Below are 23,253 nucleotides of genomic sequence, written 5' to 3'. Positions count from 1 at the left end.
TCGAGGACGTTGGCCACACCCATCACGAGGTCGTGCGGCGGCAGTGTCGTGGCTGTGATGGTGACTGGTGCTGCGGTAAACTCTTGGACGTCGTTCAAAGCGATCTCCCCCTTCGGGTGGATGCCGATCCAGTTCGTGGCTCGATCGGCGATAGCAAGGACTAGCCCTCGGTGACGACCCCCCGGTCACCGAGGGCTGTCGCATTTCGGGGCCGCGCGCCGGACCTTCCTCCACCACCCGCGGGTGCGTGTCTGTGGCCATTCGCCGGCTCGCTCTGAGGTTCGCGTGTGGGGCCGCCTCCTTCGATTCCGCTTTTGATGACTCCGAATGGGTCCGCTCGGCGTCTCCGTATGGGACTGACTGTAAACCCCGAATAGAGACGCCGTCAACAGCTGAACGGAGTCATTTGGACGCATTTCATCCACAGTGGCGGAGGAGCGCGGCCATCACGACGCGAGAAGCGGACAAAATACGATGCTCTGCGCCGGAGTTATGTCCTCTCATCGGGCTAGGTCCGCCGCTGACCAGGACGTATGATGTTGGCCATGACCGCACCGCCCGGCGGAAATGTCCGGCTACGCGCCGCCCGTCGTGAACGCGGCCTCACCTCACAAGCGGACTTCGTCGGCGCTCTCACCGCGAAGGCTGCCGAACTCGGCCTCGTCCCGCTCTCGGTCACCACGCGCACCGTCCGGCGGTGGGAGTCCGACAATCCAGGTTGGCCTCACCGACCGCACATCGAGGCGCTCGAGGCGCTGTTCGGACTGCCCATCACAGATCTGGGCTTCACGCCACGCTCGGAGCGCACGGCACTGTCCGCAGCAGAACGCGGTGGTCGACCCTCGGGCCCGACACTTCCCCCAGCCCCGGACGGCCCCGCTCCCCCGCCGCACTTCCACGAGATGGGATCCGCTCAGGCCACCGCCCGGTACGCGCAGATGACGACCCTCTACAGCGACATGTACTGGCACGTCCCAGCAAAGATGCTGCAGCAGCCCATATTTCGACACGCGGAACTCGGGGCGTCGCTACTTGCGGCCACCGGCACCGATACCACTGAGCTGGCAACCCCTGTTGCCCTGGCCTGGATGCTCGCCGGCCGCGTACTGCTCTTCGACCTACATCGACCCGGCGACTCTCGGGCCTGCTTCACCGAAGCGCTCGAATGCGCCCGCCTGACCGAAGACGAGTCGCTGGGCGCGGCCGCCCTCGGTCACCTCGCGCTAGCGACCACGCGTGACAACGACGGCGACCTACCCCAAGCACGAGAACTCATCAGATCCGCCCGATCCTTCTCACGGCGCGGAGGAAACCCGCAGCGACTGCAAGCATGGCTGGACACCATCGAGGCCGACATAGCCTCACGCGCCGGCGACCATGGACACGCCGCCACACTCATCGCACACGCCGAGCAGTCCTTGCGTGGAGCCGACGGGCAGCCCCCCTGGCTCGACTGGTTCACCACACATCGGATGGCGATAGCCAAAGCCAACACGCTGTTGTCGGCCGGCCGGCTCACCGATGCCCGGATGGCATTGGATCGTGCACTCAACGAACTACCCACCCACGATGTGAAGACGCGAGCACTGACGTTGTGCGACCTGGCCGCCGTCCACGCCGTCGGGCGAGAACCTGAACAAGCCGCAGCCCTACTCACCACCGCACTCGACGAGATGGGACCCTCATCCTCGGCCGCATTGAGCCGCCGCATTCACACGGTCCGCACGATGCTCGACGAATGGGCTGATAGCACCGCGGTGCACGAACTTGATGACCGCCTCTCTCAGTGGAACACGACCGTCACGGCGATAACAGCATGAGCGCCAACACGAATCCACCCACCTGGGCGGCAGTCATTCAGGCCCGCCGCGACCAGCTGGGCATTTCACAAGCTCAACTCGCGCGCCTGGCCGGCGTTCCCAAGGGCACCTTCCAGCGCTATGAGACCGGCGACCGCGAGCCGCCACTGTCCGTCGCACGCGCCATCGCCGAAGCCCTCGACGTGTCGCTCGCCGAACTCGCAGGTCAGGTACCCGCCGGTGAGGACCCAGTGGAGACGCCTGGGCTCTCCGTTGTCGGCGAGGTCATGCAGGCCCGTCGTCGCGAGCTCGGGCTGACCCAGACCCGTGTTGCAAACACCGCAGGGCTGGCCTTGGAGGCCTACCAGCGGTACGAATCCGGCGATCAAGAGCCGTCGCTCGCTGCCGCAGCGGCTATCTGCTCCGCCCTCGACATCAGCCTGCCCACCCTCGCCGGTGTTGACCCACGGCCCATCGAACTCAACGGGAAATGGTGGGCGACCTGGCAAGGAGGATTCGGCCACCACGACCAGGCCGACCTGCACACCGTCGACGCGCTCCGCGCCGGCGACACCCTGCTGCTGGACAACGCATGGAGAGGCGAGTTGCGCATCTTCTCCAACGAGGTCCTCATCGGTTGGTACCGGCCGCCAGGAATGAGCACTCGCAGCCGCCAGGCCGTGTTCCTCTGGTTACCCGCCAGCGAAGAGTATCTATACGGCCGGTGGACCGGGGTCGCGGCGAACAACTCGGTGGTGTCCGGCTGGTGCGTGCTCGCGCGCGACGAATCAACCTCCCGGGAAGTGTTCGAGAAACTGGCCCGCGACAACGTGCAACCGCGGCCGGCCCTGAAGCTCCCCGAGCTGGGATCGTGGGGTTCCGGGTAGGTCGCGCAGCAACAGCTTCCCCCCTCCCCCACCGCGCTCGGCACCCACGCCGCCCTGCTCCAGCTGGTTACCAGCGCGTATAGCGCTGCAAGCGGCGCTTTGTGGGGTCCTCCCGCGTTACATGCAACGATGTATAGCATCGCTATGACGTAAAGCGATGCCCTGATTCTGCATGCTGACCTGCGAGAAACTGCGCAGTGCGCACTAAGTAACCGCATCGCAAACGTGTGTCTTGCCCTGTGTGGGGTGCCTTGCGGAGTGATGCTGTGCGTATACCTCCCCCGCGTGGAAAGGATCGCCCCGCGATGTCCCGCAGTGCAGCGCTGTCGAGTGCGCCCCTGAGTACTGCGGCGCTATATCCAGCGACCCACTGCAGAGCTGGACTGTGCGGTGCATCGCTCAGCGATGAGCAGGACAGCTGTGCAACACGGTGCTGCGCGTTACGGTGCAGTACTACGAAAGTACCGCTGTATAGAGCAATGCACCGCAGTACCACACGTCGCACAACAATGCAGTGCTGCCGGATGCAGCAGATCGCAGCACGCTGCATGCGAATGCATCCGATAGTTCCGCACCACGGTGCACGTTATCGCGTAGTTCTGCGGTGCGTCGAAATGCAATGCGACACGCCGCGTCGTACTGCGGATTGGTGCACCACGATGCGACACTAACAATCGCGATGCACCGCTAGGGGTGCTATACACCGCATGTATAGCATCCCTAGGAACGCAAGCATATAAATCAGTGGAAGACCTGATAGCGGCGAAAGCGCCGCGACCACTGCTAGACGCTCGACACGGAGGAGCAACCAATGAAGAAAACAGCCATCGCCAACCAGAAGGGCGGCGTCGGCAAAACCGCCACCGTCCTGGGTCTATGCAGCGCAGCGACTGCCCTCGGCCACAGGATCCTCGCCGTCGACCTCGACCCGCAGGGAAACCTGACTCGCGGGCTCGGCGTGGACGCCAGCCAGCTCGGCGACGACACCGCCACAGCCAACGAACTGCTCCTCGAACTCCAAGAGGGGACCGCCCTGGATGCCGCCGTGGCCACGCCCTGGCCCGGGATCGACGTCATCCCCGCCACGCTCGACCTCGCCAATCGAGACCTCGACGGCGCCAACGACGTCATCTTCCGCCTCCGGGCAGCTTTCGAGGGGTGCGACCTGAGCGCCTACGACGCGGTCCTCTTCGACTGCCCACCCAGCGTGGGCCGTCTCCTCGTCGGAGCGCTGGTCGCCGCCGACCAGGTCATCTACGTCACCGAAGCCAGCATTGACAGCCTCGGTGGCATCAAGAACGTGCAGGACACCACCTCTTTCGTCAAGAAACGCGTGAACCCCGCCATCGAGATCGCCGGCATCGTCATCACCAAGCGCGAGAACAACGGCGAGGAGGAATTCCGAGAGGCGGAGATCCGCGACGCCTACGGCGAGTTGGTGGCCAAGACCGTCATTCCGAAGCGGGCGGCGTGGAAAGACGCCAACGGCCTCGCCACGCCGATCCATTCGATGCGGGGGAGCGCCGGCGCCCGCGCGCTGAGCACGGCCTTCACCGATCTGTTCCTCGAACTTCCCATCACCGAGCCCGTCACCGCAGGAAGGTAGTCCCCGCCATGAGCACGACGAAGATCACACGCCAACGCGTTCTGCGAGCCGCCGGCGAACAGCACCCCGTAATCGGGCTGATCGATCAGGCCGACGGCACCGCCACGCCGCCCGCCGACAACGTCGCCACACCCGATCCGGCCCCGGCCGCCCCAGCCCCGGCGCCGGCCGCGCCGGCCCCCACCGCGCCACCGGCACCACGGACGCCCCTCGCTGCCGAGACGGCGGAAGAGCACGCCTCCAAAAAGCAGGTCAACTACCGCCTCGACCCCGCCCTGATCAGCGAACTGAAAAAGGCGAGCCTGGTGCACAGCTACCGCCAGGGTCGGCAGATCAGTCAGAACCAGATCGTCGAGACAGCACTGCGCGAGTGGCTGGATGCCAACGGACCGTTCGACCTCTGAACCATCTGCAGCTCGAAGAGCCTCACCGGCGCCCGACCAGGCCTCATGCGCCACAACGCCACGCCGCCGCCCAACCCTCTCCATCTCCGCGAAATGGACAACCAGTGATCACGATCGACGATCGACGATCGGGTGTTGGCACCCCCGTGCCCCACTCGACCATGCCCTCCCACGACACCCGCAAGGCCAAGCGGTTCTTCTGGACCGTGCTGTCGATTGCGACTCTCGCCTCGGTCAGCGGCAACGTCGCCCACGCCCTACTGAACGCCGCGCCCGGCACCGCGGCGGTCTCCGCGGCCGTCGCAGCCGTCCCTCCGATCATCCTGTTGGCGGGCATCCACGGCCTGGGCACTCTCGCTCGGGCCAGCAGGGGCTCGGGTCCCGCCTACTGGGCGGCGATGGTCATGACCGTCTTGCTTGCCTGCGGCGCGTTCGCATTGTCGTTTGATGCGCTGCGCGCTCTGGCCGAGACTGCGGGTATCCGCAGCACTCTCGCATGGATCTGGCCGCTCATCATCGATCTGTCCATCGCTCAATCCACGTGGGCGCTCCTGGCGTTGACCCGCCGCGACCCCGCCGCCCCGGGCACTGCCCGAGACGACGGCCAACAGCACCCCTCCGCCGTCCATCCGGTGCCCGTCGAATCCGGGGGCGCCGTCGACGGCGACCCGTTAAGTGAGGCCGAACTTCAGGACGGTGAGGTAGCGGGGGAGAGGAACCCTGTGGTGGAAGGGGGAGACGACGACGCCGTGACAATCATCGAATGCGATGGATGCGCCACCGCCGAGGTCACCGACGAGGCCGACCCTCGCCGCGACGCCGAAGCGCGGCGGCGACGCGGTTGGCGCTCGGATAATCGTGGCGCACAGCGGCGGGACTACTGCCCGTCATGCCCGCAGCCGCAGCCGAACGCGGCCGCACCATCACGTGACGAAACAAAGGTGGACTCGATGGAGCTCGTTGCCAGCCCTGCATAGCGGTAGTGGCAAGCGGCGCCGAGCAATGCGTACACCTGCCAGCGCATCGAGGCGCACGACAAGAGCGCTGAACGCCGAAAACCGATGAGGCCGGAGAACCCAGGGGTGGGTTCTCCGGCCACATCATCGATCGATAGCGTGCGCCGCCGAACGGGCCTCACATCTGTCGAGCGCGGGGGAGGCGTCAGGTGTTAGGCCTGAGCGTCGGCGGCGGAAAGGTTGCCGGGATCGAGTACCTCGACCGAGACGTGGTTGAACTTCGCCGTGGTGAACTGGCCTGCCAACTCCTTGGCTTGCTCGACTGCGACGCCCTTGAAGCCCACGACGATGGTCGCCGCGACGTAGGGAACGTTCTCTGTCCCGGTCCCGTACACGGTGTCGGTTCCCGTCAGGTTGGACATGTCATGCGGAACGTCGAGCAATTCCACCTTGTCGACGAAGTACTCGCGGACCTCGTCGTTGAAGTCGCGCACGGACTCCTCGAAGGCGTTCCCCTTCAGGTCGTTCCAAGGGAACAATTCGACGGTGAGCAGTACCGGGATCGCCATGACCGTTTCCTCCAGCAAATTCGTATTCTTAAAGTCAAGTTGCAACGTTAGCAGCGGACTCACGACGCGCGGAGCGTGACACTTCTCCAGGTAGGGAAACTTCTGGGCGTTGCGCCCCGGCGGTCGTGAGCCAGGTGGCACCCAGACGCGGATCAGCCCCCGGCTGAGAAGCCGGGGGCTGATCACCGAATCCCGAAGGGGGTCGACGTCGAATCGTGGGCTAGGTGCCCATCAGTCCCATGAAGGTGCTGTCGACATGCTGCAGGTCATCCGAAGCCTGCGACGCGCCCTGGTGCAGCGCCTGGATGACCTCGGCCTCCTGGGCGCGGGCGTGGCTCGCCATGTTGGAGAACTCCATGCCGGCGTCGGTAGCCCGGCCCGAAGCGATCGAATCGAGATGGGTGTACTGCTGAACCATCTGATTGCCGATGTCCTGCTTCTGTGCGTGGATGCCCATGACGGTCGCCAGGCCACCCTGGATGCCGACCAGGTCGTAATTGATTTCGCCGCTCATCGTGTGTGCTCCCTTGAATCGTAAAAGTGAGGTCGTGTGCTGGTGGTCAGGCCGAGGCGATCGCCATGATGCGCGACTGGGCTTCCTGAGTGGAGTTGAGCCCGGCCTGCGCGAACTGTCCGACGCCCTGGTACTTCTCGCTGGACGTCTGCGTCATGCGGTCCACGGTCTGCTGCAGCTCCGTGGTCTTGTTCAACACGGCCAGACCGGCAGCGCCGCGCATGTGCATGGTGGCGAACTCGTTGGCCACGTTCACCAGCGCCCGGGTCTGGGCGGAGTAGCTGTCGCAGTGCGACTGGCCCTGCTGGGCGATCTGCAGCATTTCCTCGTTCGTGAGTTTGATGACACCTGCAGGCATGAGTGTGAACCCCTTTTCCTCGTTATGTGGTGGGAGGGGTTCTTGAGTACCCCGGACACCCCCTTGTGCCCGCAAGTTTAAACGTGGATTGGCGCACCCGCAAAGGCTATCTGCGCGTCGTTTCCCACCAATTCGAGACTGGAACATGCTGCTGGCAAACGAGACGCCCGCACGCGGCGCGGTACGTCGGCACCGGCACTGCCACCGGCCTACCCTGGAAACGACCATCCGAGCAAGCGCAGACCACAGGCGGGGGCCCGACATATGTACCCGGAACTCGAAGACATCCGAGCAAGTATCGCCGCTCTCGAGGCCGTCGACGCCCAACAGGACTCAGCATTCTCCGAAGCGGTCGGCATCTACTCCGACGACCCCGTATCGCCGTCGGTCATGGCCCTGGTCTGGCGCGGCCGCCTCGCCGACCTCAAGATCGCCGACGAGGTCTGCCAGCTCCCGCCGCCCACTGCCGCCCAACTCATCAACGCCGTACTGATCAACGCCTTCAACGCCTGGCACATGGATTACACCCGCAGGGCACTGCCCCCGACAGTCACCGCAGGACCCGCCTTCTAATGCCCACAGATCCCGACAACGTGGCCGCCGACCTGGCCGCGATCCGCGAGACCCTTGCCGGTATCGGCCTCGACGACACCGCCAGTGGCGATGCCGCAGACGCCGTGCGCCGCGCCCTGGCTCAACACGGACGTCACCTCGACGCCATCGGCGACGCTGCCCGCGCGGTCGCGCAGGCCGCCAATGATCGCGCCAACCTCGTCGCCACCCGCGACGCCGAAACACCGACCGACGACGAGATCCGCGCTGCACAGGAAGCGGTCATCCTCGCCGCATCAGCCGCTGCCGACGGCACTGGCAGTCCCGACGACGTTCGGGCCGCTACCGACCGCCTATCTGACCTGTTGGCCCAGAAGAAGGACGCACAGGAGAAGTTCTCCACCGGCGAAGCCACCTCAGCGCAAAAACTCGACAACGCCACCACCGATTTGCCTACCGACCCTGCATCGTCGCCCCTGGGCTCGGCCAGTGTGTTGCCGGTCCTACTGTCCACCCTGAGCCAGCTGCGGCCACCGACGGCCCCGATGACCGGGTCGCCGGCCGCCGGGGACGCCGCCACGGCCCCCGTAGGCGTTCCCGAGGACTCCGTTGACCCCGACGTCGCCTCCCTGCTGGACTCCCTGCAACCAGGCCCGGACGGCAACAGCAGCGGCCCGTCAGGGCTGACGGACCCGAACTTCGCACCCGGCGCCGGCCAGACACACACCTCAGCTGACGAGCTTCCCCCGCAGATGCCGACGTTGTCCGGTGCCCAGACGGCCGCCGACGTCTCAGGCCGGCCCGCCAACCCCTTCACCGTCGCCGCCTCGGGATCCCCCGCACTGGGGGCGGGCGCTCCCGGAACTGGCGGCGGGATGCCCATGGCGCCGATGGCCCCCATGGCACCAATGGGCGGATCTGGCGTTTCCTCCGGGAAGGGAAAAGGCGAGAAAACTATCATCAGACGAGATCCCGATCTCACCGGAGCCGACATCGACGCCGATATCGCCACCAGCGGAATCGTGGGTCGCGGTGAGCGACACCGCTAGCGAGGGGGAAATGAGCCAACCGTGACGACACCGACACCGACACCCGGCAATGGGTCAGGAGCATCGCCGATGCTCGCCCCCGACCTCATCTCGTTGCCATCCGTTTCCGGTGGCCAGTCCGACGTACTCAGTGACGTTCTTCGTGCCGGCCTCGATCCCGCGGGCGCGTTCGGCGCGGCCTTCGCCTTGAACCGAGTCGTGGGAAACGACCGCGTCAACGACACGCTGAACAGGTTCGCCGGGCGCACCCCGGAAGGGGCACCTGACGCAGCTGTACCGCCGGCGCAGGACGCTCCGCAGACCTCACTGGATCACTCGGCCCCCAGTCCGATGGACGGCAAGACCGCAGAGGTCAAGACCCCGGCAAGCGCGCCGAGGCCCACCGTCGACCCCGCCGCGGTACCCAAGCCGGCGGGCCCGGTGGCCACCGCGGCGTCGGATGCCACCGCCACCGCGGGCCGGCAGGCGGCCAAGGACGCCGGGGCCGATGCGGCCAAGGCCGCGCAGCGGTCGATGGCTCGGGCCTTCGCTGAGCGCGGTGCCGGCGCTGCGGCACGAGAAGGTGCCGTGCTCGCGGCGCAGCGCGGAGCTGCTCTGGGAGGCCGACTGGCCGCGATGTCGCTTCTGCGTCTGGGCGCACTGTCGGTGCCCGGTCTCGGCACGGCGATCACCGTCGTGCTGTGGATGGTCGACACCGACGGGCGGAAGGCGTTCAACAACCTCATCGCATCGGTCTTCGGTGGGGGCAGCGAGGCGCCGGCGATCGACGCGCCGCCGTCCCCGCCGCGCACCCACTTCCTGCCCTTGACTAACGACGGCAACCGCGACGGCATCATCGAGGGCAAAGACCAGGGGATGAGCCGCACCAACGACGCGGCCTTCCGCTACCACCCTGACGACGTCTGGCCCACTAGCGCACCCAACATCGAGACGACGAGCAACTTCGCCGACGTCGCGAACAAGGTCAACGCCCTCAACGCGAAACTGACCCACCTCGTCGACTCGGTGACCTCGATCTACCAGTCTCAGACCAACGAGCCGTACGTCGTGCAGAGCTGGGCGAACACCAAGCCCGGCGTCGAGGCGCTCGGGGACTTCCAGTCGACGATGCTGCCGACCATCGCCTCGCAACTGATGGCTGGAGCCAACAGCGCCAACAACGCCTACCAGGCGTTCCGCGGGGTCAACCTCAAGAACCGACAGGAGATCAACAACTCGACGTCAGGGTTGATCCCGTTTCGGGCCAACCACGTCAACGAAGCCCACATGTCGGATTCGACGGGCGAACTCAAGACTGCCGTCGACGACATGCAGCGCATCGCGCAGTCGCTTACCGCGGCCGCGGACAACTTCGCGGTGAAACCCAATCGGTCGACCACCGACCCGTCAGGTGGCACCGGTGGCACACCGCAGTCCGAGGCCCCGGCCGACACTGCACCGCCGGTGACGACTCCGCTGCCGGCGACTCCTCCGGCCGCTTTCGGTGGACCCGCTGCCTCTGAGCCCAATGCGGCCGACAACCCGGCCAAGGACCTGGCATCGCTGCTGCGCAACAACATGCCTGCCGGTGGCATGCCCATGCCCGGCATGGGTGGGATGCCGCAGGTGCCGGGTATGGGCGGCATGCCGCAGATCCCCGGCCTCGGTGCCGGCGGACCGAAACCGATGGACTTGGCCGACAAGCCCATCGACAAGGCGTCGCTGCAGAAGGCTCTCGACGACCGCCTCAAGAACAAGGACGGCGACGACGCCAAGAAGGCCCCCGCAGACAACGGTCCCGGCGATCACACGCCTCCGGGCGCCCCGGCGGTGGCCGGACCTGCCGCGGTCAAGGCGACGCCCGCCGGGCACGGCGACAACGGGCCGCAAGGGGCACCGCCGGTGAACCCTGCGTCGAATACCACCGAGATCGGCGGCCGTAAGTGGACGTTCGATAATCCCAAGCTCGCGAACCTCGCTCACGGGCTTACGGGTACCGACGGGCCAGGCCACAAGAGCATCTACCAGGCCGCCGAAGAGGCTGGGTTCAAGATGCCGCCCCCGGGACAGGACATCGGCCAGAACGTGCCGGTCAATCAGCTCAAGCCAGGCGACGTCGTCATGGGAGCCAACAACCACAACGGGGTTTTTCTCGGGGTCGTTGACAACCAAGCGATGGCGATCAACGAGGCCGGCAAGGTGGTTCCCCTGTCGGACATCGCGCAGTTCGACGGTCCACACCAGGGTTTCTTCCGCCTCGCCGACGACGGCGCCCCGGCGACGCCAGTGGCGCAACCCGTGGCCGACACCGGCGCAGCACCGCCACCGGCACCGCCCGTCGCGCCGCCCACGCAGTTGCCGCCGACCACAGGGGCCACCGATCCTGGTGTGATCCCAGGGCAGAACACGGGCGTGCAAGGGCTCAACCCGCGCACCGTCCCGCCGAACAACTAACCAGCGCAGCAGTATTGGACCTGGCAGGCATCCTCAACCATGGCACCGGAACCCAATCAGATCGCCGTCGATCAACCCACGGCCGAGCAGACCTACAGTCAGTCGCAGACGGCGCTACGGGATCACCGCGGCGGTGTGCCCGACCCCAGCGGGCGCGGACTGGAAGATCCGGCGATCTCCCAGGCGCTCAAAGACCACAACGACAAGACCAAAGGCAACATCGACGATGCCGACACGTCGCTGAGCAAGGGTAAGGGCGCGGCGAACGCTCTCGATGACACTGATAAGGGAAGCGCCGAACGTACCAGCCGCGCAACAGAACCCGGGGGACTGGCTGCCCTGCGTGACGCCCTGTCCCGCCCCGCTGGTGCCTCTAATCCGTTCGCCAACTCAGCACCGATGATGCCCGCACCTGCGCCAATGCCTGCACCACCACCCCCGATGCCCGCCATGGCTCCCCAAATGCCCACGGCCGCACCGGGAATGTTCAACGTTGCCCCCGCTGCGCTGGCCAAGCTCCTCGCCGGCGCCGAGGGATCGGAATCGCTCTCCGGTAGCACCTCGGCTGCCCGCGCGCCAGGTGGCCGGGAACCGCTGCGCAACAACGAAATCGTCACCGAGCCCACCGGGATGACGCTGACCAGACCGCAGGTCATGGAGGTCATCGAGCGGTCGCTGGACAACAACGGCGTGAGCACCAACCCCGAGGTGAGAGCGCGCTGGCGCGAGATCCTGCTCAACCAGTGGTGGAAGGAAAGCAGCTACGTCCCCGACGCAGTCAATCGAGACGACGACAATGCGCGCATTCCAGGGCCGCCCCGCAGCGACGGCGCCCCCGCCGAAGCGACCCGCGGCATCGCGCAGATGAAACCATCCACCTTCGCCGCCTACCACGTCGCAGGAACATCGAGAAACATGTTCGACCCCGTAGCCAGCGGCTCAGCAGGCGTCGCCTACATGATGAGCGAATACAAGGTGAGCGCCGACGGAACCGGCCTCCAGCAGTTCCATGCCCGCCGGGTCGCCGCCGGGTACGGCGGCTACTGACCACTCACGCTCCAACCCCGGATTCCGGGCCCCTCAACCAGTGTCGCCGCGACTCACCCCCCTACCTGAACCGTAAACTCCGGTTTATGTACCCGACGACGGTGAAGACACCGCGATGACGACCACCGGCAACACCAACTGGCGTGCCCCGAAGGCGTTCCAATGGCGCAACGTCATCATCCCCGTCCTCCTCGTCGCCCTCGTCGCCGCCACGGCAGGCGTGACCTGGGCCCTGACCCGCACTGACCCGCCGCCCCCGCCTCCGCCGCCAACCCTGCCCACCGAACACCCCCTCAGCCAGCTGGAGATCACCGGCATCACCACGCTGCTGGCTCGACAGCGCTCCGGTGCGCACAAGGCGTCCGGGACGATCGTCGTCAACGGACACACCTTCGGCGTACAACTGACCTACCTCGACGACAACACCGCCGGATCCGGTGTGATGACCGCCGGGGGCACTCGCGGCGACGCCCTGCTCGACCAAGGCACGGTCTACCTCCGCGGTGACACCGACTTCTGGTCAGCCCTCGGTGTCACCGGTACGCCACCACCCCCGCCGGGCTGGGTCAACATCGGTGATCTGCTGCAAGGCAAGCTGTTCTACCCACCGGCGAAGTGGACGGCTGCGCTCACACCGACGCCAGCCGCCCGCCTAGACGGCAGCCGCTACACCGCCGGACCCAACTCGGCGACCATCACCAACGCCTCCGACATCACGCACTACTCGGTCAACGACGTCGACGTCGACGTGACCGCGGCACAACCGCCCGACGTCCTGGCCGCCGCAACCCAACTTGGCGCCGACCACGGCCCCGGCGCGCCGCTCTCACGCACCGCGGCCGGAGGCTGGACCCTCACCGCCCCCGCACCACCAGCACCGCCGGCCGGCACGCCCACCACCACTGGATCGTCGCCGGCGACACCCACCCCGTAAGGGCTCGGGCACAAGCCAACGGGGGTGCCATCCGGCCGCGCCCGGCCGCCCGAAGTGGCTCGGGCGCCCAGCCCGCCCAGGCGCCGTCGAAGTACGGCGGCCCAGTCGGTGCAGCCTGACGACGGGCCGCTACTTGTAGCTGACGTCCCCGAAGTGGACCGGCTCGTCGAACCCGTCAACCAGCCACTGCTTGTTGTTGCTCAGCGTCAGCCGCAGCGGGGCGTCGATGGTGTTGAACGTCGTCGTGCTCACTGCCGCCTTGGCCGTCGCCAACACGTGCACCGTGGTGCCCGGCTGCGCCGTAGCGGTGTCAGGGGAGTCCTTGGCAGCCATGATCGAGGTGATTTGCACCGACGTGTACGGCGAGCCCTTGATGGCGCTGTCGGTGAATTCCGAGGACACGTAGCTGCCCAGCGAACCCGCGTTGTTGCCGGTGTAGAACGCGGTCAAGAACGCGCCAACCTGCGTGCCCAACGGAGTGTTGGCGGCGATGCCGTTGGTGTAATACGAACTGATCTGCACCGCCCGGGCAGCGTTGTTAACCGGCCGCGGCCACATCAACGCCTTGTACGTTCCACCGGCCTCGACGAAGGTGACACGAAAGTAATTGCGCGCGTTCGTGCCTGATCCGGGTGAGATCAGGGTGGCGGCAAGAGTCAAACCCCATTCGGTCTCCTTGCCGGCAGCAGTGCGCGTCACCGGTGGCACCGCGTTGATATCGAGCACGGTGAACGGGTCGGCATTGAGCTGAGGTTGGCCGGGCATCGCCGTCATCGTCGCCAATTTCTCCGCCTCGTGGGGACTGCCGCCCAGCCAGACCAACAGGAAGTTTCGGGCGAAGAACTCCGCGCCGACGTAGGCGTTGATCTCACTCATGACGTCCACTGGCTTCTGTGCGGACTCGATGCGAATGAGCCAGACGATCAGGGCGATCACGACCAGAAGAGCCGTCCACGCGGCGGCGGCGGTCGCGAAAAAAAGGCGCCGTGTCGCGCTCGGGGTGAACTGGATTTCGGACAGTGACGGCATGATGAAGGTGTCTTTCCAGGCGGTTGGCAACTCGCCGCTATCATAAAGTCAAGTTGAAACATCGGACCGGAGGCGCGAGCGGACGTGGCACAAAAGGGGGACCTACCGCTTGACCCGGCAGACATCGCACCCGCGCACGCCAAGCGCATCCATTCTCAGGTCGATCAGTTCCTCACCGACCGAACCTTGTCACCTGAGGACGAGTACGCAGCCATGAACGCGCTGCTCAACGAGGTCCTTCCCGCTCCGGCGCCCCCACCGCCGCCACCGATCGAACGACCTGCACCCGAGTTGGAGGACTGGGCACGCGACGATCCCCGCCCCGCCCAGACCGTGCCGAGCCCGCAGGCCAGTGTCGCGGCGCCGTGGACACCCGTGGGTGGCGCCGAGGGGGGCGGCGGCAAAGTCACTCCAGCCTTCCCCGACCCGCCGGTATGGCTGCCCGACGGCGACCACGCCGGCATCCCCGCAACAGTCGAGGAGGACCGCTACGCGCTGTGGCACCCACCGCAGCCCGACGAACTCACCGTGCCCGACGATGTCGCCGATATCGCCCCCGTCGACGACCCACCGCCGGCCTCGCCGACGCCCACCGCTCCGTTGGGGAACCCCATACCTGCGACCGCGCCGTGGGACCCCCAACCTGCCCGCCAGCGCGGTCACTCGCTGGCAACGATGTGGGGATCGTTGCCGGGGTGGGCGCGCATCGCCGCACCGGTTGCCGCGGTCCTGGTGGTAGCGCTGGCCGGCGCGCTCGTCATCGGCGGAGGCCACGACTCCGCCCCGATCGACGCACCACCTCTGACGGCCGAGGCGCCGCCCCCGCCGACGACAGCCCCCGCCGACACCCCACTGTTGCCGCAGAACGTTTCCGCCGATTGCCCGGCCGGCAGCTCCGACAACCCGGGACTGATCTTCGGATCAGACAAGTCGCAGGCCTGGATCTGCACCCGCATCTACGGCGTCGACAACGGGGTATTGACGATCGAATTCAAAGAACCCGTGGTCGTCTCGGCGATCACCATCGTGCCCGGTTTCGACTACGTCGAACCCAACGGCGAAGACCACTGGAACGAACACCGCTTGGTCACCCAGATCCTGTGGCGCATCGGAGGGACGCAGATAGTGCAGAAGATCAACCCGACCCGCGGCGGCGCCACCCTCACCATTCCCAACATCGCCACACAGATCATCACCGCGACCATCCAGAGGACAGAGCGCCCACCCGCGGTCCCCAACCAGGGCGGCCCGCTGCCCGGCATCCTGGGCGGGCCCGACGCGGGGCAAGTCGACGGATCGTTCGCCGTCGGCCACCTCAGCATCATCGGCCGCCCCGCTGGCGGCACAGCCTGAACGCCGCAACCATGATCTTCACACCGCGGCCTTCCTCGACCGCCTCACCCCGGGGGACCACACCATGACCCAAAGCACCAGCGACCTCGTCACCTACTTCAGCACCGGCCTGACCGCCGGGATCGTCCACAAGAACACCGCCTCAGCGCGCGAACACTTCCAGTGGTGCATCCAGCAGCTCGACCCCGATCAGTGCGACCTCTACCGCGCACTGGCCATCCTCGACGAGGATCGCCCCGCGGCACCCACCATCGTGGAGAACATCTATCGAACGCTGCCCACCTGGGGAAAGCTGCTCGGCCAGGTCATCGAGAACGGCCAGCGGCTACGGGAGGACGTCCTCTTCACCAAGGTCAGCCTCATCCCAGAACTCGATCTGACCTATACCCTGCGGACCCGCACCATCGCCCACCTCGGCTACGCGGCCATCCTGGCCGGGCAGTCCCGCTTCGCCGACGCCTACGACGTCCTCAACGCCGCCCCGTCACCGCTGCCCCCCGTGACCCTCATGAAGGCCTACATCCACTTCCGCGCCGAACGCTGGCAAGACGTCATCGACCTCACCCAAGACGTCCTCTCGCCCCACAGGTTCGACGCCTATGAGCGCGACGCCGGCGAGACCGACACCCTCCTGCAGTCCGCGGCCTACCTGTACAGCGGCATCGCCTACGCCCACCTGGGCAACTTCATCGTCGCCGAGGAACGCCTCAAGAAGGCCGAGCTCGCGCACTACATCAACGTCGGCGCCGAATCGTGCTACTACCTCGGCCTGATCGCCCGCGCCAAAGGCGACGAGGACGCCGCGGCGATCCTCTGGAACAGCGGAATGGCTTACGTGCGCACCGACAAACTGGACGCCGCGCTGGCAGATCCGACGATCACCCTGAAACAGACCACCGCAGAACTGATTCGGCAACGCGGATCGTACTGGGATCCCAGCACGGAAACTGACCTCAGCGAGGTCCGCGAGGCCCAACGCGCCGAAGCCCAAAACACGCTGCTCGCCGAAGCTGACGCAGAACTGAACCGGCAGATCGGCATGACCGACGTCAAACATCAGGTTCTGCGGTTCAGAAGAGACGTCGCCTGGGATGTCGAGGCTAAACGCCGCGGCCGGGGAGCACAGGCGAAGTCGCTGCACATGGCGTTCACCGGGCCACCAGGAACTGGCAAGACCACCGTGGCCCGCATCGTCGCCAACATCTTGTGCGGCCTGGGGATGATCAAGACCAACAAACTCAAAGAGGTGCGCCGAGCCGAGCTGGTCGGCCAGCACATCGGTGAAACCGAAGCCAAGACCAACGCCGTCATCGACAGTGCCCTCGACGGCGTTCTGTTCATCGATGAGGCCTACACCCTGGTCGTGTCAGAGACCAAGAACGACTTCGGCAAGATCGCCATCGACACCATCCTTGCGCGGATGGAAAACGAGCGAGACCGGCTCGTCGTCATCGTCGCCGGCTACCCCGAGGACATCCAGCGCCTCCTCGACGCCAACGACGGCCTCAGCTCTCGCGTCGCCCGCCGAATCAACTTCTCTTCCTACAGCCCCGAAGAAATCGGTGCGATCGCCGAAGTGCTGGCCCAACAACGCAATTCGATACTCCCCGCAGCGTCGCGCGACCTCATCGTCGACGAGACGCGCTCACTGCTGCTCGTGCAAGATCACGCCGGCCGACGTCTGATCGACGTCGCCGGCAACGGCCGCTTCGTGCGCAACGTCATCGAAGCCGCCGAGGAGTACCGCAGCCTTCGAGTCGGCGCGAGCAACATGCAGGCACTGTCCGACGAGGAATTCTTCTCGCTCGTGCCCGAGGACGTGGCCCTGGCGTTGCGCGACAAGATCGATCCGCTCCTAGGCCGGCGCAGCCCGACACCACCGACCACACCGCACACCGGCGCCGACAACTCAGGGGGAGAACACACGTGGCACGGCAACTGACAACCAAGGTCCAACTGTCCGGCTACCGCCTTGGCGTCCGCCGCATCGAACAAGGCATCACCCGCCGCGACACCAGCCTCAACACCAGCCCCTTCTCGCCCCAAACCCTCGCCTTCGCCGTGGGAATCTTCCTCGCCGCCATGATCCCCGCCATCGGGCTACTGATGTCGGTGTTCGCCTCACGCGCCGACCAGAACGGCGCCAGCATGGTCATCACCAAGTCCGGCGGCTACTACGTCATGTTCGACGGGGCTCTGCATCCGGTCACCAACCTGGCCTCCGCGCGGCTGATCGTCGGCAAGGCCGACACCCCCAAGGTCGTCAAGGACGACACCCTGACCGGCCAACCGCGCGGCCAGCTGATGGGCATTCCCTCCGCCCCCAACAACCTCTCGCAGCGCACCGACGACACTGCCGACTGGACTGTCTGTGACAAACACACCGACACCACCGATCTTTCGCTCACCAAGACCGATGCACTGTCGACCACCTTGCTCGCCGGCACCGACGCAGTCAGCCCCGCCGTCAGTGCGCTGCGCAACACCGACGCCATCCTCGTCAAACTCGAATCCGCGCCCGATCAACTCTGGATGGTCTACAAGGGCGAGCGGACGTTGATCGCCCCCCAGGACATGGCCACCCGCGCCGCACTCGCGCTCAACCCGAAGGTCATCGACGACGCCATCCCCATCTCGCTAGGCCTGTTCAACGCCATCCCCGCCGCGCCGACACTCACCACGCCCTACATCGCTGACCGAGGCCAAGTAAACCCCGGCCTGCCCGCGGTCCGAAACGGCGACGTCATCACCACCAGCGACGCCGACGGGCAACGCCAATACCGCGTCGCCCTCTCCGACGGTCTGCAACTGGTACCCGAATTCGTCGCCCAACTGCTGATCAACACCGGAAGCAACCAGGTCACCACCATCGATCCGTCCGACCTGGCCAAACAACCCCTGGCCAACGACATCGACGTCAACCACTACCCCGACCGCACGCCGACCTTCCGCACGCCGCACGTCCTGTGCTGGTCATGGGAGAAGGGCGCACGAGATCAGCGCGCCACCACGACCATCTCCACCGGCGAATCCCTTCCCATCGCCCCCGAGGACCTCAGCAAGGTCGTTCCACTGCTCAAGTCCACCGACCCGAACGCCACCGCCAACGCCAGCTTCACCGACCCCGGCCACGGCTGGTTCGTCCGAATCACCGGCGCCGCACCGGATTCCCACGCCGCCGAACAGCTCATGTACATCGACGACACCGGGATCCGCTACATGATCGGGCCTGATTCCTCCGGGCAGTACGACGAGGTCGTCAAGGCGCTCGGGTTGGGAACCCGCGACCCGCTGCCCATCCCGTGGTCGATCGCCAAGCTGTACGCACCGGGGTCCACCTTGTCACGCGCCAACGCACTCACCGTTCACGGCCTGCTGCCAGATGACCTCAACCAGAAGGCCATTCCCGCCAACCCGCAACAGGCCGACCAGGCCGCCGCACCGCCGGGCTGACCCAGTGTCGCCGCAGCGCCACTCATTTCTGACTCGACTAATCGCCAACTGTCACAGGGGGATACGCACACATGGCCACTGAAGCCTTCGTCTCACCGCCGCGGGTGTCACCACCGATCGACAATCAGCCCGTCGTGGTCCCCGATCCCGAGATCCTCGAGGAACAGGCCCCCGGGCCCTGGTACATGCGGCTGATCCCCGTCTTCATCGGTGTCATCATGATCAGCTTCTTCGGCATGATGATCTTCACCGGAACCCGCGTCATCTCACCCATGATGATGATGGCCCCGATGGGCATGGCCGTCGGCGCGCTGGCCTACCTCGGCGTCGGCGGCGCTGGCGGCGGCTCGATGGGAGAGCTGAACATCAAACGCAAGAACTACCTGCTTGCGCTGAGGGAGAAGCGCAAACTGGCCCACCAACACGGCCGCCAAATCCACGCCCTGCAATCACTGGTGTACCCACACCCCGACCTCCTCTTCACCCGCGTCGGCCGCCCCACCATGTGGACGGTGCGCCCGGAAACGCCAGCCCTCGACGACGCCGACGACGAGCCCGAAGCAACGCACCCATGGCTGACCGCACGCATCGGCGTCGGCATCACCCGAGTCTTCCCGCGCATCAAGACCCGCGATCAAGAGCCCGTCGACGAACAACAGGAGCCATTCACCTACGCGGCCTACCGGCGGTTCATGCGCACCCAGCAATTCGTCACCAACTGCCCCCTGGGTCTGAGCCTGCGAGAACTGCCCGCCTACGCGTTCCGTGGTGATCACGAGGCCGTCATGGGACTGGCCCGCGCCGTCATCGTCTCCCTGATGTACAACTCCTCACCACGGGACCTGACCATCGGACTCATCTGCCCCAACCCCGACAACGACGACTGGGACTGGCTCAAATGGGCGCCCCACACCCAGGACCGCTTCCGCACCGACCGATCCGGCACCGCACGCCTCGCCTGGCGGTCAGTCTCGGAGTTCGTCAACGACACCCGCGAACGCCCCGCTGAGGACACCAGCCACACCGTCGTCTTCGTCGACACCCCCGACTCCGACGTCGCACTGCCGCCTGGCTTTTCGACCACCAACACCACATTCATCATCCTGCGGGCCATCAGCGAATCGCTGACCGAGACCGCCGGAAGAATCAGAGTCACCGCAAGCCGCGAATTGTCCACCCCCACACAGAAGAACTTCGCCCACGCCGACTCGGTCAGCGTCATGCAAGCCCGACTCATCGCCCAGAAGATGAGCCGACACCGACCGCCCAACTTTGACGGCGTCGCGACCACCGAAAGCGCCGCACCCACGGAGCTAACCGATTTCCTCCAGACCCTCGGCATCACAGACCTCGCCACGTTCGACCCCCGCCCGCGGTGGAAGCAAACCGCGTTCAGCCCCAACTTCGAGATCCCAATCGGATTTCGGGCAACCGAGAACTACAAGCGGACCAACGAGCCCATCACCCTCGACTTCGCCGAACCCTCCGTCGGCGGCACGGGCCTCCACGGCGCGTTCCAAGGCGTGACCCGCTCGGGTAAGAGCTACATGCTCAACGGCACAGTTCTGGCGCTGGCGACATTCTTCCCCCCCGAGAAACTGAACCTCATCCTGATGGACTTCAAAGGCGGCTCGACCTTCGCCGGCTACGAGGTGTTGCCGCACGTGGTCGCCAACATCACCAACCTCGAACAGGAAATCGAGCTCGTCGAGCGCGCATACGAGGTGATCGAGGGCGAAATCATCCGCCGCGAGCAATTCCTGCGCAAGTACAAGGCCAAGGACGTCGTGGCGTATCGCAAGATGCGCCGGGAAGACCCCACGCTCCCGCCCCTGCCAGATCTGTTCATCTTCGTCGACGAGTTCCGCGAGTTCATGGAGACCCACAAGGAGCAGGGCTACCTCCGACTGCTGACCCGGGTCGGCGCTGTTGGTGGTGGCCTAGGGATGCACATCATCCCGTGCTCGCAGTACATCGATCAGTCGTTGCTGCAGGACCTCATGGAACACCTCACCTTCGGCATCTCCTTGAAGACGCAGACGGGCCAACGGTCGAGGGCCGTCCTCAAAGACACCGACGCCGCCAAGGACCTACCGATGGGTATCGGTGCCTTCATCCTGCGCCGTGACACCGGCGAACGGCTCACCAACGGGATCAGCTTCGACGTCGAGGCGCCCTACATCCCCAAGCGTCTCGGCAAGGTCGCCGCAGCCGCACAGAACGCCGACGGCGCCACAGCGGCGAGGCGGCTTCATCGGTTCACCCTGAGCAATCAGTTCGTCACCGACGCTGACGAACAACCCGCCCCCGAGGCCGATTCGGGCAACGAGAAGATCAAGTACGCGACCATGCGCGACGCGCTCATCGAGCGTCTTTCGCACTTCGATGAGGTCAAGGGACTCGAATTGTGGAAGCCGTCGCTGCGTACCCCCATCAGCTACGCCGACATCGACATTCAGCCAGCCACGTCTCAACGGCTCGAGCTGCGGATCGGCGACACGGACGCGCCGCGGCTGCACACCCGCCTGCCCTACGTCATCACCCCCGAAGGAAGCAAGGCTCACATCCGGGTCATCGGACGCGGCTCGTCGGGTCGCACGACGGCCATCGAGGCCGTCATCTCCGCCGCCTGCCGCGCCTACTCCCCAGCGTTCTGCTCGTTCTACCTCGTCGACTACGCGGGCGCCAAGCTCGGCGAGATGGAACAGATGCCCAACGTCGGCGGCTACGCCCGCAAGTCCGACACCGACAAAGTCGCTCGCCTCATCGGCGAAACGTTCAGGCTCATCGACATCCGGGAGCGGGAGTTCGGTGTCAGGGGAGTGGTGTCCCTGGATCAATACTTCGCCTCGCGCGCCGCCAACCCCGTCGACGACGACCCGTACGGCCACTACTTCCTCGTCATCGACGGCTTCCCCAGCTTCACCGATGAGAAACCGGAGGCCAAGGAAACCTTCCTTCGACTGCTCAACGACGGCGGCCGCCTGGGCGTGCACCTCATCGTCTCAGGCGAATCGCAAAACCGAATCCCGCTCAAGTTGAACGATTTCTTCGGCACCACGATCCAACTCGCCGTCGAAGATCCAGCGTCGTCCATAGGACTCGATCAGCGCCAGAAAGCATTGCTCCGTTCCATCCCCGCCCGCCAGCCGGGCCGCTGCGTCGATCTCGACCGATCACTCGCCGCCCGCGTTCTGATCCCGATGTTCGAACCCGTAGAACCGATTGGCGAAGAGGAAGGCAACCCGGTCTACGACCCTCACGCCGACTACAGCTCAGCCATCCAACGGTTCGTGACGGCCATGCAACAGCTGCACACCGACGCCCAGGGCGAGGCCATCACGGCGCCCCGAGTCGACCCGGCGCCGCCGGTCATCGACTACAGCGTGGTGTGGGACGTCTACGACCGCCATCGTGTGCAGACGTGCCAGCGCAAACTCGGGCACGCCCCGGCACCCACGGAATTCGCCGAGTGGTGGAGCGGACAACGCGCCACCGACAAGCACCTGCCCATCGGTGTCAGCACAGAGGATCTGCGCATCGTCACCATCCCCGACATGACCTCGCCGCACCTCGTGGCTGTGGGCGAGCCCAAGTCAGGGCGGACATCGCTGCTGCGCGGCATCATCAATTCGATCGTCCAGCAGTTCACTCCTGAGCAGGCTCAAATCGTCATCTTGGAGACGAAGTACGAGCTCCTCACCGAGCAGGAGGAACTCGGCAAGCGCGGCTACCTCATGGGCTATTCCAGCGACAAGACCACCAGCAGCGAGATCGTCGCAAAGGTCAAGACCGAAATCGAGCGCCGCAACCCCACCATGGACCAACAACTCACCGCGGCCATGATCCGAGACCGCTCCTGGTACAGCGGCCCCGAGATCTTCGTCTTGGTCGACGGCGTCCAAGCCTTCGGCGGCTCGACGGCCATGTTCGGGCAGGAGAACCCAATCGACCCGATCGCCGGCCTCGTCGAGGGCCGCAACGACTTGGGCCTGCACGTCTACATCACCGGACCGGCGCAGGGCTTCGCCACCACCCGGATGAGTTCGCGCATCTACAAGGCGCTCTCGGGCGCGCAGTCAGCAACGCTTCTGTTCAGCGGCCCGGTCGCCGAGGGAACGTTGTGGCCGGGAACAGGCATCAAGTTCGCGCCTCGTCGACCCGGTCAGGCGATGCTCGTCGACGCCGAGACCATGGTGCCCGAAGTCATCCAAACCGCTCACGCTCGCCCCTGGTAGCAGTAAGGCAGCGCGCCCGGCGGTCAGTGCCGGGAGCGACGCGCGACACTCAAGTCCGGCGCTGCACTTCGG

The 23,253-nt window shown here is 65.9% G+C and carries 18 protein-coding genes; 14 read left to right on the top strand and 4 right to left on the bottom strand.

Going from position 1 to position 23,253, the window contains the following annotated elements; all coding sequences use genetic code 11:
* Positions 1 to 545: 545 nt before the first annotated feature.
* The 5 genes from MCHLDSM_RS34925 (at position 546) to MCHLDSM_RS34915 (ending at position 5,673) form a co-directional block, all read left to right on the top strand.
* Positions 546 to 1,820: a helix-turn-helix transcriptional regulator gene (locus MCHLDSM_RS34925; protein WP_234713876.1), complete on the top strand. Its 1,275-nt coding sequence runs from the start codon at positions 546 to 548 to the stop codon at positions 1,818 to 1,820.
* Positions 1,787 to 2,686 carry a helix-turn-helix domain-containing protein gene (locus MCHLDSM_RS34920; RefSeq protein WP_234713875.1) on the top strand — a complete coding sequence of 300 codons (900 nt, stop codon included), beginning with the start codon at positions 1,787 to 1,789 and terminating at the stop codon, positions 2,684 to 2,686. Before MCHLDSM_RS34925 ends, MCHLDSM_RS34920 begins: the two co-directional genes overlap by 34 nt.
* 811 nt (positions 2,687 to 3,497) lie before the next feature.
* Positions 3,498 to 4,292, top strand: a complete 795-nt coding sequence (locus tag MCHLDSM_RS05335; RefSeq protein WP_048469168.1) for a ParA family protein — start codon at positions 3,498 to 3,500, stop codon at positions 4,290 to 4,292.
* Between the two features lie 8 nt (positions 4,293 to 4,300).
* Entirely contained in the window at positions 4,301 to 4,696 is a 396-nt protein-coding gene (locus tag MCHLDSM_RS05330) for a hypothetical protein (RefSeq protein WP_048469167.1), read from the top strand.
* Positions 4,697 to 4,842: 146 nt separating this feature from the next.
* Positions 4,843 to 5,673: a DUF2637 domain-containing protein gene (locus MCHLDSM_RS34915; RefSeq protein WP_053082901.1), complete on the top strand. Its 831-nt coding sequence runs from the start codon at positions 4,843 to 4,845 to the stop codon at positions 5,671 to 5,673.
* Positions 5,674 to 5,864: 191 nt separating this feature from the next.
* Here MCHLDSM_RS34915 and MCHLDSM_RS05320 read toward each other — a convergent pair whose 3' ends face one another.
* The 3 genes from MCHLDSM_RS05320 to MCHLDSM_RS05310 all read right to left on the bottom strand — a co-directional run bounded on the left by MCHLDSM_RS05320 (position 5,865) and on the right by MCHLDSM_RS05310 (position 7,093).
* Positions 5,865 to 6,221: a hypothetical protein gene (locus MCHLDSM_RS05320; protein ID WP_048469166.1), complete on the bottom strand. Its 357-nt coding sequence runs from the start codon at positions 6,219 to 6,221 to the stop codon at positions 5,865 to 5,867.
* A 220-nt stretch (positions 6,222 to 6,441) separates the two neighbouring features.
* Positions 6,442 to 6,735, bottom strand: coding sequence for a hypothetical protein (locus MCHLDSM_RS05315; protein WP_048469165.1), 294 nt, complete (start codon positions 6,733 to 6,735; stop codon positions 6,442 to 6,444).
* Positions 6,736 to 6,781: 46 nt separating this feature from the next.
* Complete coding sequence (locus MCHLDSM_RS05310; RefSeq protein WP_048469164.1) at positions 6,782 to 7,093, bottom strand: hypothetical protein; 312 nt, start codon at positions 7,091 to 7,093, stop codon at positions 6,782 to 6,784.
* Positions 7,094 to 7,357: 264 nt separating this feature from the next.
* On the opposite strand from MCHLDSM_RS05310, the gene MCHLDSM_RS05305 reads away from it, so the two are divergent.
* From MCHLDSM_RS05305 to MCHLDSM_RS05285, 5 genes are all read left to right on the top strand, one after another.
* Complete coding sequence (locus MCHLDSM_RS05305) at positions 7,358 to 7,666, top strand: hypothetical protein (RefSeq protein ID WP_015298059.1); 309 nt, start codon at positions 7,358 to 7,360, stop codon at positions 7,664 to 7,666.
* Positions 7,666 to 8,694: a hypothetical protein gene (locus MCHLDSM_RS05300; RefSeq protein ID WP_048469163.1), complete on the top strand. Its 1,029-nt coding sequence runs from the start codon at positions 7,666 to 7,668 to the stop codon at positions 8,692 to 8,694. Before MCHLDSM_RS05305 ends, MCHLDSM_RS05300 begins: the two co-directional genes overlap by 1 nt.
* Positions 8,695 to 8,715: 21 nt before the next feature.
* A complete protein-coding gene (locus MCHLDSM_RS05295; protein ID WP_168440028.1) occupies positions 8,716 to 11,127 on the top strand; it encodes a hypothetical protein in 2,412 nt (803 codons plus the stop codon).
* 135 nt (positions 11,128 to 11,262) lie between these two features.
* Positions 11,263 to 12,174 (top strand): transglycosylase SLT domain-containing protein, encoded by a 912-nt coding sequence (locus MCHLDSM_RS34910; protein ID WP_234713874.1) that lies wholly within the window; start codon positions 11,263 to 11,265, stop codon positions 12,172 to 12,174.
* A gap of 115 nt (positions 12,175 to 12,289) precedes the next feature.
* Positions 12,290 to 13,108, top strand: a complete 819-nt coding sequence (locus MCHLDSM_RS05285) for a hypothetical protein (protein WP_048469162.1) — start codon at positions 12,290 to 12,292, stop codon at positions 13,106 to 13,108.
* A gap of 129 nt (positions 13,109 to 13,237) precedes the next feature.
* Here MCHLDSM_RS05285 and MCHLDSM_RS05280 read toward each other — a convergent pair whose 3' ends face one another.
* Complete coding sequence (locus MCHLDSM_RS05280; protein ID WP_082168747.1) at positions 13,238 to 14,137, bottom strand: conjugal transfer protein; 900 nt, start codon at positions 14,135 to 14,137, stop codon at positions 13,238 to 13,240.
* A 186-nt stretch (positions 14,138 to 14,323) separates the two neighbouring features.
* On the opposite strand from MCHLDSM_RS05280, the gene MCHLDSM_RS34905 reads away from it, so the two are divergent.
* The 4 genes from MCHLDSM_RS34905 to MCHLDSM_RS05260 all read left to right on the top strand — a co-directional run bounded on the left by MCHLDSM_RS34905 (position 14,324) and on the right by MCHLDSM_RS05260 (position 23,181).
* Positions 14,324 to 15,490: a hypothetical protein gene (locus MCHLDSM_RS34905; protein WP_234713873.1), complete on the top strand. Its 1,167-nt coding sequence runs from the start codon at positions 14,324 to 14,326 to the stop codon at positions 15,488 to 15,490.
* 64 nt (positions 15,491 to 15,554) lie between these two features.
* Positions 15,555 to 17,432, top strand: coding sequence for an AAA family ATPase (locus MCHLDSM_RS05270; protein WP_053082897.1), 1,878 nt, complete (start codon positions 15,555 to 15,557; stop codon positions 17,430 to 17,432).
* Positions 17,417 to 18,943: a type VII secretion protein EccB gene (eccB, locus tag MCHLDSM_RS05265; protein ID WP_048469160.1), complete on the top strand. Its 1,527-nt coding sequence runs from the start codon at positions 17,417 to 17,419 to the stop codon at positions 18,941 to 18,943. Before MCHLDSM_RS05270 ends, eccB begins: the two co-directional genes overlap by 16 nt.
* Positions 18,944 to 19,014: 71 nt before the next feature.
* Positions 19,015 to 23,181 carry an FtsK/SpoIIIE domain-containing protein gene (locus MCHLDSM_RS05260; protein ID WP_048469159.1) on the top strand — a complete coding sequence of 1,389 codons (4,167 nt, stop codon included), beginning with the start codon at positions 19,015 to 19,017 and terminating at the stop codon, positions 23,179 to 23,181.
* Positions 23,182 to 23,253 lie beyond the last annotated feature (72 nt).

It is taken from the genome of Mycolicibacterium chlorophenolicum, from assembly GCF_001044235.1.
In the GTDB taxonomy this organism is placed as follows: domain Bacteria; phylum Actinomycetota; class Actinomycetes; order Mycobacteriales; family Mycobacteriaceae; genus Mycobacterium; species Mycobacterium chlorophenolicum.
This window is presented reverse-complemented; position numbering and strand designations above follow the sequence as displayed.